Origin of the sequence: Streptomyces sp. HUAS TT7 (assembly GCF_051550175.1) — a bacterium.
Classification (GTDB): Bacteria; Actinomycetota; Actinomycetes; order Streptomycetales; family Streptomycetaceae; genus Streptomyces.
Genome location: NZ_CP196175.1, coordinates 1,237,699 through 1,251,608 on the forward strand (window position 1 = coordinate 1,237,699; position 13,910 = coordinate 1,251,608).

The window sequence follows — 13,910 nt, forward strand, 5'->3', positions numbered from 1 at the left end:
CGTTGTGCTGCAGGGCGACATCGGGACGGCCGACGACGCCGTGGTCTTTCTGCCGCCGGCGGGCAGCACCGTGTCGCCGTACGTCGCGACAGGAACCCGTCTGTCTCCCACGCTGCCGGCAGCACACTGCGAGATGCCCGGACGCGGCCGTCTGGCGGACGACGAGGCACCCGCCTCGGTGCGGGACGCCGTGGACCGCTGGACCGACGACCTTGCCGCGCTGCTGCCGGGACGGCGACTGCACCTGTTCGGGCACAGCCTGGGAGCGCTGTTCGCGTACGAACTCGCGGCCCGGTTTGCCGCCCGGCCCGTATGCGCGGTCGGCAGCGTGCTCGTGTCGGGGGCCCGCGGGCCGCTCAGCGCACCCCGGTCCGCAGCGGCCACGGCATTCACGGCCTGGCACCGTCAGGAGGGCGACGCCGAGGGGTCCTGGCTGTTGGCGGACCTCGAAATGCGACGGCAGCACCGGACCGACGGAGCGCCGGTCGACGTCCCGCTTGCGCTGCTGTGCGGGAGCGCTGACCCGTTCACCCGGCCCGACGAGATGCTGGAGTGGAAACGCTTCATCACCGGTCCGCACCTCGGAACGTTCACCTTCGACGGCGGGCATGACTACTACCTGTCCGGCCAGGACGCCATCGCGGCAGTCATCGGCCGCATCGTGGAACGCAGTCAGAATTCTGGAGACCCAGGAGTGGGAAATGACGGCTGACAACAGCAACATCCCTTCCACCGATCAGCTCATCGACGTCATCGGGAACAGTTCGGTGGGCATCGCCGTGACCGACGGGACCGGCGCCGTAGTGCTGCACAACAAGGCGCAGTCCGTGCTGATGGGCGGAGAGGCCGCCCACCTCGGCGGGCGAATCCTGCTCGACGGTGCGGACGACGGCCTGGCCCGGTTGCTGCAGCGCCTGGAGCAGGAGCAGCGGGTGGAGAACGTCCAGGTCGCGTACTGCAGCGCCGAGGGCCGGGAGCACACGGCCCGGGTGAATGCCGTAGTGGCCGGCAAGAGCGGCGGCACCACCCGCATCCACTGGGTGAGCCGCCCGGAACTCGGAGAGCGGCTGCCGGTGCCGAACACCGCTGCCGGGGACACGGCCACATCCGACGCCACGGCCTGGATCCGCGCGGTCGGCGCCTGCGCACGCCCGTCCCTGGCCCCCAGCGCGGACAAGGAAGAGGTGATGCGGGAGTTCTACCAAGTGGCACCCGTGGCAATCCACTTGATCGGGGTCAACGGCAATGTCATGTACGCCAACCCTGCAGACGTCGCACTGGTCGAATACGACTCCTCGCCGTCCGAGTACGTCGGCGGACACATCCGCAAGATCTACGAGGACCAGGGCCTGCTCGACGACTTCCTGTCGCGCTGGGAAGAGGACTCGCCCATCATCAACTTCCGCGCGAACTTCGTCACCAAAGAAGGTGCTCCGAAGCCGGTGCTGATTTTCTCGACGGCCCAGGCCCAGGGCGGCACCGTCAGCAACACCCGGTGTTTCGTCTTCAACGACCCCGAACCGGAGCGCACACGGGACACGGCCAGCGCCTTCGGCTGGCCGGCCTGAGACCGGGCCGGCCCAGGACCGGCACGGGCGGGGCACGGTGTTCGCCGTGCCCCGCCCCGGTGTCGCCAGCTGGCTGCCCTCGTCGGTCATCCGGCGAGGGCGAGGCCGGCATGTGAACGCCGCTGCTGGTGGCCCCAACGCGGTGCGGTCGTTGTGACTTTGTGGTTGCGCCTTCAGCTGCCTGGCAGCAACAAGGCACTCATCACGGCTGACCCTGTCCAGGACAGCCCCAGCCACGATCAGCGAACCTGCGGTTCGGCGCTTCCCGTGAGGAGAGCCACGTCCTTCTCGGTTTTCACTGGCGTGGCGGGGAGGCTCGAGGGCTGCATGACGATGCGGGTACGACGGTGTTGGCGGGCGGGTGTGTTGAGGCGTACGTCTTGGATGCCGCGCTTCATGGAGTTGCGTATCCACTTGCCGACGGGGCGTTCCACGAAGCGGTGGATGAGCCAGGCGGTGGCCATCATCAGCGCGATGACCGAGACCACCAGGACCGGGGCGGGGAGCCGGTTGCGGAAGTGGTGGATGAGGGTCATGCCGATGAACATGTGGATCAGGTACAGCGGATACGTGATCGCACCGGCGGTGGAGAGCCACTTCCACTGGATCTTGTCGAAGACGCCCAGGGCGATCGCCCCGACCACGGCGAACCCAGCGATGATGATCAGCCGGACCGGCCAGGTCGGCAGGTGCTCGGCGGCCACCCGGCCGAGGTTGCTGGCCATGCGGTAGTGGATGTAGCGCTGGGACAGGAGAAGCTGGAACAGGACGATGCCCCAGAGCAGGGCGTTCTGTCCGAAACGGCGCATCAGGTAGAAGGCGATGCCCGCGATGAAGAACGGCGCGTACTGCGGCATCGCGAACGCCGCGAGCGCCGGAAAGCCGAGGCTGGGCGCGAGGGCCGCCGCAACGGTCCACACCCCGATGAAGATGAGCAGGTTGCGATAGGTGACCCCGCAGAGCACCACGATGGCCATCAGGACGTAGAACTTGAGCTCCACGAAGAGCGTCCAGTACACGTCGTCGACGTTCTTGGTGTTGTTGCCGGCCTGGACCATGGTCAGGTTGACGATGACGTCGTCCCAGCCGCGTATCGACGTGATCTCCGGCCATTTCTTCACGACCAGCGCGGTGAGCGGCACGGCGACCCAGTACGCGGGGAAGAGCCGGGAGGCGCGGGAGACGGCGAAGTCACCGAGGCTGCGGCCCCACACGCTCATGCAGATCACGAACCCGCTGACCAGGAAGAACACCTCGACGCCCAGCCAGCCGAACTCGGCGAACCTGTGCAGCGTCGGGAAAATCGTGGCCGGGTCGTGGCCCCAGGGCCGGCTCAGCGCGAGGTAGTGGTAGCAGACCACCATCAGAGCGGCGACGAGCCGGAGCCCGTCCAACGCCGCGAGTCTGGTCGCCGGTCGGCGCTGGGACATGCGAAACCTCCACAGCGTCCGGGGCAGGGACGCGATAAGTCTGACATTTCCGGCAGTCGCGAACTACCGGGGGGGTAAGTTGTGTGTAAAGCATTTTCTCATGCCCGTGTCCGTGGTGGCGCAGAAGGTCCTGGGCCGGGGCCGGACGACCACGGAGGTCAGCTGTCGGAGCCACGCTCAGGGTGCGCGATCACGGGCATGGGAACCAGGGCCGATCCCGCGGAGTTGTCCTGCAGCGGTCACGCTGAATGGCACTGCCGGGCTGACCACCACCAGCCGGGATACGCCATCCCCACGGGGCAGCCCCGCGGATACCACTGATGGCGCCGGGGCGAGCTTCCTGTAGAGCGCCCGGTGGGCGCCTCCGGCTTGCCCGCTAGGCGGCAGGCGTACAGCACAGCTGGGTGCTTCGGCGGCGACCGGCGGCCCGTGAACGCTGCAGCACAGGGGGCAACGTGCGAGGAGGGGAACCGCGTGGCCGCCGGGAAGAGGGCTCCCGGAGGCCGCGCCGGTATTCACGTCTGCGGGTCAGGCGAGTTGGATGAGGGTCTTCCAGGTGTTGCCGCCCCACACGCTGGTGTCGTCGGTGAGGTCGCCCTTGCCGTTGCCCTTGTACAGGTGCATGGTGCCGTCGTTCCAGACGGCCATGATGTCGGCGATGCCGTCACCGTCGAAGTCACCGCCGATCATCTGCAGGGCGGTCTTCCAGGTGTTGCCGCCCCGGGCGACCGGGCGCTCTCCCTCGATCTGGCCCTCACCGTTGCCCTTGTAGAAGTGCATGGTGCCGTCGTTCCAGACGGCCATGATGTCGGCGATGCCGTCACCGTCGAAGTCACCGCCGGGCAGCAGCCGCACGGTGGCCCACGTGTTGCCACCGACGGTAATGCGACGCTCGCCCTCAAGCTGGCCGTCGCCCTTGCCCTTGTACAGGTGCATGGTGCCGTCGTTCCAGACGGCCATGATGTCGGCGATGCCGTCACCGTCGAAGTCACCCGCGGTGAGCTGCTTGGTGGTGCCCCAGGTGCTGCCGCCGGTGGTGACGGGGACGCTGTCCTTGATGCCGCCCTTGCCGTCACCGGCGTACAGGTGCATCGTGCCGTTGGAATAGATCGCCATGATGTCGGCGATGCCGTCGTTGGTGAAGTCACCCTTGGCGAGCTGTTTGGTGGTCTTCCATGTGGTGCCGCCGAGCTGCTGGGTATCCGTGCCGGCCAGGCCCTTGTTCTTGTCGCCGGGGTAGATGTGCAGGGTGCCGTTGGACCAGATCGCAGCCAGGTCGGCGACGCCGTCCCCGGTGAAGTCGTCCTGGGCGCGGAAGGCCGTCTGCTGGATCCACCCGCCCAGGTCGTCGACCCGTGCATCGAGCGCACCGGTACGGGTCTCGGCAGGGTCGTTGCCAAGGCAGCCTCCCTGCCATGAGCGGGTGTTGACTGCGACGAGCTCAGCACTGCCGTCCTGCTTCGTACGCAGAGCCGGGGCGCCCGCGTCCCCCTGGCAGATCACCGCATCCGCCGAGCCGTTCAGGCCGACCGACGTGGCGTCGGCCGAGGCGACCGTGAAGGCCGCCGAGTGCAACTTGCTGGGCACCCACTCGGTCTTCGTACGCCCGAACCCGGCCGACCACAGCTGCTCACCAGCCACCGGAGCGGTCGAAGCGACCTTAGCCGGGACGACGTTCTGGATCCGGTTAGACAGCTTCACCATCACGACATCGCGGTCGGTGCGCGGCACCAGCTCGACAGCCTCCCGCACGCTGCCGGTGGCTTGCGTCAGATCGCTGCGGCCGACAGTGACGGTGGTCTTCAGGGCAGGCTTACCAGTCTGGGCAGGCTTACCGTCGACGGTGAAGCAGCTGGCCGCGGTGAGTACCCACTGCGGGTCAACCAGCGTGCCGGTGCACGCTGTTGCCTCGCCGACGTTGAGCTTGGCGGTGAAGGCGTAGCCACCGCTAGCTGCTTCACTGCCGGTTAGAGCGGAGGCGGGAGAGGCGGTCAGGAGCCCAGCTCCCACGGCAGTGGAAAGGAAGGCGGTTGTCCACGCGGTGCGTGAACCTCGTACAGGCATGGCAGTCCTTTGAACAGGTCTAGAGGGAAGATCCAGTGCGGGATACGGGTGAGCCGGGGCCGCACGGCGGTGTGACCGGTGGAGCACGGTGTCCCGGGCGCCGTGGGTTAGCCGATGAGGCTGTCCCAATCGCTGCGGGGCGGGTCCATGGCGGTGCCGGTGCTGGTGAAGGTCCAGATACGGGCGCGGTTGCGGCCGTCGGTGCCCTGGCCGTAGTCGTAGTGGACGGCGAGGTCGGCCGCAGAGCAGGTTGGCCGGGGCAGCGTTCAGCGGCGATACAGAGATCGAGGTCTGGTTGCCCGTATGCCCTGGCAGGCTGGCATGTGCCGCTTGGCGGCCACGATTCGCAGTATGCCGCCGCTACTACCTCGTGCGGTTAGGCAGCGCAGCCCGCCAATGCGTATGACCCGGTGGGTCAGCTGGTGACGCGAAGCTCAACCAGCATGGAGCGCTTACCAGAATCGCCTGTCTCACCCATCGCGGTGTAGTCGTTCTTCGGCGCATTGACGACGGTCTCCTGACCATCGGCGGTCAGCGTGGCCTGAACAGGGTGCTCCTTGGTCCAGATACCGAAAGAATCGGGCACCTCCATCGTCAGGTAGCCCCGACTGCCACTGACCGTGAAGCAGAACTTCGCCGATGAGGTCGCTGTGCGCGCTTTCACCTGGATGTCATACCCGCTCGCACAGTCCGAGAGCACGATGTGACCGTCGCCCTTCTTCAGGGTGATCTTCTGGTCCTGCAGGACCTTCGCCGCGTTCGGGTAGTCGAAGCTCTCGACTGCCGACGGCATGTCAGCGGCCCCAGCGCTCACCGTAGTCGGTGCCGCGGAGTGGGGCGCGGCCTGCGCCGTGGCGAGCGTGGCGGCTCCAGCCGAGGCCGCGATCACGCCAGCGATGCCAATCAAGAGTGCCTTTCGGGCACGGCGTATCGCCATGTCGTCCTTCCGGAGAGAGGGCAGGCACAGTTCGCGCCCACAAGATTCACACAAGTAAAACATATGTAAGATTCGGCGAGAGGCCCCCAATCACTCCCGCGTCAGGGGGGGTTGCCGCACTCCGGATGTTGCGGCTGCACTCGACAGGTGCACCGATCCGCTACTACACCCACCCCCACATCGCGCCAAACTGGAAATATGCCGACACGGTTGCAGTCGGGGAGCGGTGTGTCTTGGTAGCGGACATACCGATCCGAAAGGAACCCAGCAGGTGAAACAACGGCGACTGCGCGCCCTACGAGCGTCGCATCAGCCTGTCCGAACATCAGCGTCTGGGATGCGCGGGGCATGGGCCGCGCTTCTTCCCGGCACCCTCTTGGTGAGTCTGCTAGGCGCAACCCCGGCCGTGGCAGACGCCGATATCACCGTGCCAGTACCTTCGGACCGGTCTCTGGTCGTCGACTACTGGACGACTGGTGGAGCAGGGATTAAGGAAGCGGCCGAGAAGGCGCTCCTTGGTACGGACGAGGACATCAAAAAGTTCCTCGCTGTCAAAGACGGCATCCAGAACGCTGACGACGAGGTTGATGCGAGCCGCATCCTCAACCGGGGTGGGCCTGCCGTGCGTGACGCGGCCAAGAAAGCCCTTGCCGCCGAGGACCCGGCCGTCCTTCGCGCTTTCTTGACGAACGGCTGGAAGGCACCGCTTCAGGCGGACAACGAGGTCGAGGTCTCCAAACTCATCAACTACGGCGGGAACGGGGTCAAGGCCGCTGGCAAGACCGCCCTGCAGGGCACACCCGAGGACATCGAAAAGTTCCTGAAGGAGACCCAATACACCGCCCGCGAGGCGGACAACGAGGTCGAGGTCTCCAAACTCATCAACTCGGGCGGCCCGAACATGAAGGCCGCCGGAAAGCTCGCGCTACAAGGCGGCCCCGAGGATATCGTCGAGTTCCTGGAGATAGGCCAGTTCACGGCCCGCGACCGCGACCAGGAGCACGCCACAATCGCCCAGCTCACGGAGCAGGCCACCCAAGCAGGCCTGCGGGCCGAGCAGGCCACCAAGGATGCCCAGGAATCAACCGCCAAGGCGATTGCCGCCGCCGATCTGGCGAAGAAGGCCGCGGAGACGGCCGCAAAGGAGACCGAAGCGGCGAAGAGCGATGCGAAGAAGGCGGCGACGAAGGCCAAGCAGGCTGCCGCCGCGGCCCGTGCCGCAGCCAGTGCCGCACAGACCGCGATCGATGCCTCTAACGCCGCCAACCGGTCTGCCCGCATAGCCGCACTCGCCGCTGCTCAGACCGCGAGCGCGGCCGCGGCCGCGGCGGATGCCGCGGAGGCAGCCTCCAACGCGTCGATCGCCGCCGCCAACGACAAGTCCAAGGCCGGGGAGGCCGCCGGCCAGGCCAAGGCCGCTCGCTTTGCGGCTGCTTTGGCTACGAAGTCAGGTCTTGCGGCCCAGCAAGCCGGCAGGGCCTCACTTGCAGCCGCCGACGCAGCCCAGGCTTCCAAGAGCGCAGGCGCGAATGCGACCGCCGCCGCTATTGCTGCCGAAGACGCCAACAACGCTGCGGAAGCCGCTGGCATCCACTCCGGCGAGGCCAAGGCTGCCGCCGACGAAACCCGCCGCCACGCCAACGAGGCCAACCGCGCCGCCGACGCCGCAGAGACTCTCGCCCGTAAGTCCGCCAATGCTGCCTACGAGGCCCGGGATGCCGCCAACTCGGCAGCTTCCCACGCGAACAAGGCCGCTGATGCGGCCGACGAAGCCGCCAAGCACGCCGGCGAAGCCACCACCGCAGCCGCCGATTCCAAAAAATACGCTGCAGCTGCGAAGGAAGCCGCCGAGACCGCGAGTTCGGCAACGGCGACGGCCAAGAACGTGTTTGCACTCGCCCGGGAGAGTGAGACCGAAGACCTCACCTCCCGCACGAACGCTGCTATTGAACGTGCCCGCACCAAGCAGACCGTGGCTGAGGAGGGGGTCGTCGCCGTCGCCAGTGCCGTGGTGATAGCTCAAGCTCTCGATGGCGAGGCAAATGCGTTGGCCGCGGAAGCTGTCAAACCCGGTGCTGATGTCAAGGCGGTGGCTGCCAAGGGCCGCGACCTTGCCATGAGGACTCTCAAGAGCCGGGGCCCCTGGTTGCAGGACGCCGCTACCCGGGCTCTGTCCGGCACCGACACCGACGTACTGGAATTTCTCGGCGCAGGTTGGAAGAAGGCCGCTCGGGACGAGGCCCGCCAGCAAGTCGTAGACCTCGCCGCCCAGAGCCCGTATGCCGGGGTGCGCACCAAGGCCAACGAGGCGCTTAAGGGAACCGACGAGGAAATCAGTAACTTCCTTGCCACTGGCCAGTACGAAGCCGCCGGTGCGGAGTACGAGATCGAGGTCTCGAAGATCAACAATGCTGGTGGGCCGGGCGTGAAGGAGGCCTCCAAGGCCGCCCTTGCTGACGGCCGTGTCAAGGTGCTGGCCGACTTCGTCAACAGAGGCCAGTACCAGGCACGGAACGCAGACGAACAGGTGATCGCCTCCAAGCTCGTCAACGACGGCGGTGCAGAAGTGAAGGCGGCGGCCAAGGTTGCGCTGACCGGCCCCGCCGACGAACTGCACAATTTCGTCCAGGTCGGTCAGTACATGGCCGACCGCAAAGACAAGCTCGCCGACACTCATGTCGCCCAGGTCCAGCGCCTGATCAACGAAGCCGACATCGTCGCTGCCAAGGCCCAGCAGAACCGCTGGCTCGCCGCCGAGGCCTCCGCCATAGCGAACCAGGCTCAGACCGAGGCCAACACCGCGGCCGCCGAGGCAAAGAAGTCCGCCGACCAGGCAGCCGGGTACGCCAACGACGCCAAGGCCTCTGCCGACAAGGCACAGAACAGCGCCAACCAGGCCGCAAAATCCGCCACCACCGCCCGCACTGCAGCCGACGCCGCCGCCCGCGACGCCGACGCTGCCGCCGAGTCCGCAGCCCAGGCGGAATTCTCCGCCACCTACGCTCGGCATTCGGCCGAAGCAGCAAACAGCGCAGCAGCCGCTGCCAAGGCCTCTGCTCTCGCCGCTGGCAAGAGCAAGGAAGAAGCGGATGCCGCCGCCTCGCAGGCCTGGTCCATCACCGACAATCTGCGCAACCAGGAAATAGAATCTCAGCGCAAGGCGGCAGAAGAGCAGCGTAGACAGCAGAACCAGGCTGCGAAGAAGAAGCCCTGCATTCCGTACCCCAGCCGGGATAACCTCCCGCCGTGCATGCTTGATACGGGCCCCGGTGGCGACCACTACTTTCAGCCTCTCGACATCGACCCCATTATGACTGCTATCTTCTGGCAGGTCACTGGGCTCAACGATGTCAAGGACTGCATTAAAGACCCGACTCTGGGCAAGTGCAGCATGGCCGCGATGATGGTCCTTCCCGTCGGCAGGCTCAAGGCAGCCGGTGAAATCGCCGAAGGCGTGGAGGTCCTGGCCAATGGAACACGAGCATTCCGTGCCGTCAACGGAGGGTTCAAGGTGGGAGTGACTGCCGACGAGATCGTCGCAATCAACCGCAAAGTCGGTGGAACTGGAATCATCCTACGCAACCACCCGGAGCAGATTCTCGCTAGCGCCAGCTACTACAACTCGTTCTACGATAAGCTAGGCGCTGTGATATACGGCCTCGTGAAAGGTCACACCTTTGACGATGGCGTCAAGCGAACCACCATCGAGGTGGCCGAGCTCCTAGTGCAGAGGAACAACGTCTCAAGCGTCGTCCCCCCCGACATGCTCGCGGACATCGTCTTCCAGGTGGGTGAGGGCAAACTGGCCGACGCCACTGCTATCGGCAGAGCAATTAGCGGACGCTAGTGGAAGCAGGAACAATGGAAGTTCAACAACTGATGGAGAGCCTGGGTCGCTCAGGTGTGAATGTTCTCCTCAAAGTAGATGAAGAGAAGATGTCGCAGGATGATGAAACCTGGACCGTCTTCATGTCCGGCCCGGCCTTGGGTGAAGGGGAGTATATTCACCTGGAAAGGTCAAGCTTCGACGAAGGTCTCAGTGAAGCGCTCTCCAAGCTGAGCGAATCCCCGGGAGACTGGGAATGGGTTCCCGCCCACTCGACAATCTCCGACGTAACAGGAATCGAGTCCCTTCTAGAGAGCCTGGGGCGTGCGGGCGTAACCTCCATCCTGAAGGTGGACAGCGAGAGAATCATGAAAGATGGAAATGCTTGGACCATCTCACTCGGCGGGTCCGCACTCGGTGAATTCGAATACATTCGCTACGACTGTCCCACGCTCGCCGAGTGCCTCGAGTCTACCTTCGTGCGGTTGCGTAAATTCCCAGGAAAGTGGGAGTGGCTGCCTGAACTCTCGTAATATAGACTTCTAGCCTTCAATCTTTCGTGACGGCTCACTCGTTTAACGAGTGAGCCGTTTCGGCTTATCAGACTGAACGGCTGAGTTCGGTAGAGATCTCAGACGTTGTGTGTGGAGGAGTAGTCAAACCCTGTGGATCGTGAGGTAGTTCAGGCTGCGTAGGCTTCAGGGCGTTCAACGAGGTGGCCGCGTTCGAAGCGGGCTCCGGCTCAGACGAGTGCGACGAGGTGGGGTTCGTTCACGGCTCGCCAGCGGGCCTGGGCGGATTCGACGCGCTTGAAGACCATCGCCGGAGCGGCGGACCGGGAGCCAGCCCCTTTGGTGACCATGGTCCACAGCCGGACGGTCGCGAAGGTCGACTCGATGGGGTTGGTGGTCCGCAGGTGGATCCAGTGCTCGGCGAGGAAGTCGTAGACCGCCAGCGCTCGCCCTCGTCATCGACGATCTTCTTGACTGTTTGGCGAACGCTTTGACCGCGGCGGCCGCGTGCTCCTTGTCCTCGGCGTTGTAGATGTCAACGATCACGATGACCTACTGACGCCACTGCCCCCGTACGGTGCCCGTCCAGAGAACCAGGCCGGCACTGCACAGCATGCTCGCACCAGGGCGCTGACGGCCTGTTCGTCGCGGACCCATCGGTGATCTACTGGTACGGGTCGAGCTTGCGGCGAACAAGCAGCTGGAGCAGGCGAAGTCGGAGGCGCCCCGGCGCCCGAGCCCATCGGCGGCCCTATTGGCTCTGCTGCCGAAACCACTCCAAGACCTCGGCAAACTGGGCAAGGCTGTCGTCGATCAGCGCGCTCAACGGGAAGCTTGGCCGCCTCCTGTGCAGGTCAGCGTCAGGAACAGTCATGTCCGCGCCGGGAATTGCTTGGATTCGATCACGGAATTCCCGCAAGAGACCGGGCCTGGTGAACGGTTCACGCTTCGCCAGATGAGCGAAGGCGATCTCCACCACGCCCGTACTCGGATAGATGTAGGCAGGCCATATGTAGCCCTGGGGGCCGCGCCCTTCGCGCAGCATCGGCGCACAACTCGTCTCGTCGGCTGCGCCGTACCACAACCAGCCGCCCTTGGACTCCCAGCTCTCCAGCAGCTTCAACAGTCCGCCGGCGAGGTCGGGGTGATGCTTGGAAAGCAGTGTGCGGAAGTTGGCCGCCCGATCAACTGTAGTGGACTCGGCGACCACCTCGCCATTGGCTTCCCTCGTGTCCCCGAGCCCGGAAAGAGCAGCCAGGGCAGCTGCGGACAGTCTTTGACTGGGGTCCGCCGTAACTCCCTCGAAGCGCACACCCTCGCGTTCCAATATCTCTTGCTGCGTTTCGGTGCGACTGTCGAGCCAGGCGAAGTCCGGAGAGGACGTGCCGCCTGCGCGCAGAACACGGTGTGCGTTCTGGACACCCACGTGCTTGGCCAGGTAGTTGCCAATGGTCTGGGGAGAACCTGCGCCGGTGACAACCGAGAGATCCTTGTAGGTGGTCCATGTGGCGGAGGGCATGGACGCCAGCACCGTCCGCAGACGCAGCCACTCCGAGCGTTCGTCGGTCTGTACCACGGCTCCCGGGAGCGGAGCTGGCCAGATGAGTACGGCACGATCGGCGAGCCGGTCAGCCCGCGCCAGGATCTCGGGCCGGCCCCAGCGGGGTGCGGTGGCGATTTCCCGGTTCATTCGCAAGGCGCTCTGATCGAAGATCTGTTGCTTGCGTTCGTAGGGGTGGTTGGACAGCCGTAGGTTCTCACCGGTTAGCGTCAGATTGCCCAGGGTATGAACCAGAGTTTCGTGCAGCTCTTCGGGCCGTTCTCCGTCGGAGGCGTCCTCGGCAAGGGCGGCAAGCCATGCCTCGCCGGCGCGCTGCGGGAGGATGTGTTCGACGGTTGCCCAGCTACGCGAGAAGTCCACCGGCTCCGGGATTGCGTAGCTCTTCTCGAACTGCCGGAGCACAAAAGCGCGATGGCGGCTGCTCCCTTGCCAATAGAAGGGGTTCATACGGACTGCCTCACGCAGCTCATCATCCGTGGGCCAGCCCCGTCGCGGCGCTGACAGATACCGCAGGACGGCTTCCGGCAGCGGGCGGTCCCGCTCAAGGTTCGCCGGCAAGGTGGCGAGGATCTGCCTGACGCTGTGGGACCCGACCTGGCAGATCATCCGCCGCACCAGAAAGCTCTCCACGTAGCTCAACGCCAACGCCGCCTCTTCCGGCGTGCTCTTGCCGCGCTCTGCTTGGTCCAGGATGTGCAGCGCAGGTGAATAGTGAGCTTCGCCGCCCCATTCCGCCAGGCGCTGCAGGGCATCCTGCACCTCTGCCCGAGGCTCTCGCTCCGGTTCGAAGACCCGCAGGAGGAGACGTCCGAGACACCGAAGCCGGGCAAGGTCCTCACGGAGGCCCTCTTCGCCCTCGACGCTCGCGATCTTGTCCATACGGCGCTGTTGCTCCTGGTACACCTCACTGCTAGTTACCCGGGCCTGCCCCTGCAGGATCAGGTCGAGCCAGGCGAGCGTGGTCAGCCGTTCGGGTCCCAGTTCGGTCTGCATGGGGAGCCAGACCTTGTCGTAGACCTGCTCTCCCAGACGCGGCAGCTTCATGAACACGTAGTTCCGCAGCAGGTCTGCCTGGCTGAGGGGCTTACCCGTGTTGTTCAGCGACTCGAAGATCCGAAAGACGTTGTCCTGCGGCCCCGCTGTGATGGTGACCAGCGTGAACTGCCGCCGCAGCGCCTGCTCGATGTGACGGATGGCTTCCCATTCGCCAACAGGGTCGTGTTCGGTAAGGGCAGCCCGGAAGAAGCGGTAGGCCGTCCCGATGGTGTCGTTGCCTCCCGCAGACGGATCGCCGTCCACACACGCAAGATATGACGGTCTGTCAGCTTGCGTGGGCAACAGACGATAGACGTCAAGCCCTCCGTAGTCCTCCTCGTTGACCAGGTACCGACGGTGTATGAGCTCGGCCTTTCCCGGATCCAAGGCGCGGACGTGGTCCCGGAGAGCACAGGCGACCAGCATGAGAGTGGTCAATCGCTGCTGCCCGTCGATCACGGTCCAGCACTGCACAGTGTCCGGCAGCGGCGGACGCGGATCGAGTACGAGCGACCCCAGAAAGTGTCCACTGGAAGCCTGGGACGTGCCTGCCGCCACCAGGGCCTGCTCCGCGAGGTCGTCCCACAATCTCTGGTGGTTGTCCGCCTCCCAGCTGTAAGTGCGCTGATACAGGGGTATTTGGAACTGGTTATCCCCTTGGATCAGCCGCTCAAAGGTCGTTTCCCGCGCTTCCACCGAATCCCCACCCGCCCCGACCGTCACTTGCATGGGACTTCCGTACGGTGCAAAGCCCAAGGGCGTACACACTATCGAGATCACTTGGCCTTCGGAGCGTGCCCGCACAGCCTCACCGGCCCTGCCCCGGATTTCGCCCCTCCCGCGCCTGAGGGCTGTGGCTCTTCCGGTCATATTCACTGGCCTATGGCATCGCGTAGCGCTTCGACCCCGCGCAGGAGCACGAGATGTCCTGGCCGCGCCGGGCCCAGGTGTTGCCTGATTCAGGGCGGCAACGCCGG

The 13,910-nt window shown here is 65.4% G+C and carries 8 protein-coding genes and 1 pseudogene; 4 read left to right on the top strand and 5 right to left on the bottom strand.

Features of this window, described 5'->3' with window-relative positions:
• The first annotated feature begins 4 nt into the window (after positions 1-4).
• Both ACSHXC_RS05360 and ACSHXC_RS05365 read left to right on the top strand, forming a co-directional pair.
• On the top strand, positions 5-712 hold the full coding sequence (locus ACSHXC_RS05360) for a thioesterase II family protein (protein ID WP_438290440.1): 708 nt from the start codon (positions 5-7) through the stop codon (positions 710-712).
• Entirely contained in the window at positions 702-1,568 is an 867-nt protein-coding gene (locus tag ACSHXC_RS05365) for a PAS domain-containing protein (protein WP_438290441.1), read from the top strand. Before ACSHXC_RS05360 ends, ACSHXC_RS05365 begins: the two co-directional genes overlap by 11 nt.
• A 239-nt stretch (positions 1,569-1,807) precedes the next feature.
• On the opposite strand, the gene ACSHXC_RS05370 is transcribed toward ACSHXC_RS05365, so the two are convergent.
• From ACSHXC_RS05370 to ACSHXC_RS05380, 3 genes are all read right to left on the bottom strand, one after another.
• Entirely contained in the window at positions 1,808-2,998 is a 1,191-nt protein-coding gene (locus ACSHXC_RS05370) for an acyltransferase family protein (RefSeq protein WP_438290442.1), read from the bottom strand.
• A gap of 528 nt (positions 2,999-3,526) precedes the next feature.
• Complete coding sequence (locus tag ACSHXC_RS05375) at positions 3,527-5,008, bottom strand: FG-GAP-like repeat-containing protein (RefSeq protein ID WP_438290443.1); 1,482 nt, start codon at positions 5,006-5,008, stop codon at positions 3,527-3,529.
• A 469-nt stretch (positions 5,009-5,477) separates the two neighbouring features.
• The gene (locus ACSHXC_RS05380) at positions 5,478-5,999 is read right to left on the bottom strand and encodes a hypothetical protein (protein WP_438290444.1); all 522 of its coding nucleotides are present in this window, start codon (positions 5,997-5,999) and stop codon (positions 5,478-5,480) included.
• Positions 6,000-6,405: 406 nt separating this feature from the next.
• Between ACSHXC_RS05380 and ACSHXC_RS05385 the strand changes: the two genes are divergently transcribed.
• Positions 6,406-9,846: a hypothetical protein gene (locus ACSHXC_RS05385; RefSeq protein ID WP_438290445.1), complete on the top strand. Its 3,441-nt coding sequence runs from the start codon at positions 6,406-6,408 to the stop codon at positions 9,844-9,846.
• Between the two features lie 14 nt (positions 9,847-9,860).
• Complete coding sequence (locus tag ACSHXC_RS05390; RefSeq protein WP_438290446.1) at positions 9,861-10,358, top strand: hypothetical protein; 498 nt, start codon at positions 9,861-9,863, stop codon at positions 10,356-10,358.
• 209 nt (positions 10,359-10,567) lie between these two features.
• Here the strand turns inward: ACSHXC_RS05390 and ACSHXC_RS05395 are convergent.
• Together ACSHXC_RS05395 and ACSHXC_RS05400 are read right to left on the bottom strand one after the other, a co-directional pair.
• A pseudogene (locus ACSHXC_RS05395) lies at positions 10,568-10,874 on the bottom strand (IS256 family transposase); the annotation flags it as partial.
• Positions 10,875-11,088: 214 nt separating this feature from the next.
• The gene (locus tag ACSHXC_RS05400; protein WP_438290447.1) at positions 11,089-13,662 is read right to left on the bottom strand and encodes a DUF262 domain-containing protein; all 2,574 of its coding nucleotides are present in this window, start codon (positions 13,660-13,662) and stop codon (positions 11,089-11,091) included.
• Between the last annotated feature and the right edge of the window lie 248 nt (positions 13,663-13,910).

What these genes read in the sequence shown, in the direction of transcription:
- ACSHXC_RS05365 (WP_438290441.1), top strand. Translation starts at nt 702, where the DNA reads ATGACGGCTGACAACAGCAACATCCCTTCCACCGATCAGCTCATCGAC.
- ACSHXC_RS05370 (WP_438290442.1), bottom strand. Translation starts at nt 2,998, where the DNA reads ATGTCCCAGCGCCGACCGGCGACCAGACTCGCGGCGTTGGACGGGCTC.
- ACSHXC_RS05380 (WP_438290444.1), bottom strand. Translation starts at nt 5,999, where the DNA reads ATGGCGATACGCCGTGCCCGAAAGGCACTCTTGATTGGCATCGCTGGC.
- ACSHXC_RS05390 (WP_438290446.1), top strand. Translation starts at nt 9,861, where the DNA reads ATGGAAGTTCAACAACTGATGGAGAGCCTGGGTCGCTCAGGTGTGAAT.
- ACSHXC_RS05400 (WP_438290447.1), bottom strand. Translation starts at nt 13,662, where the DNA reads ATGCAAGTGACGGTCGGGGCGGGTGGGGATTCGGTGGAAGCGCGGGAA.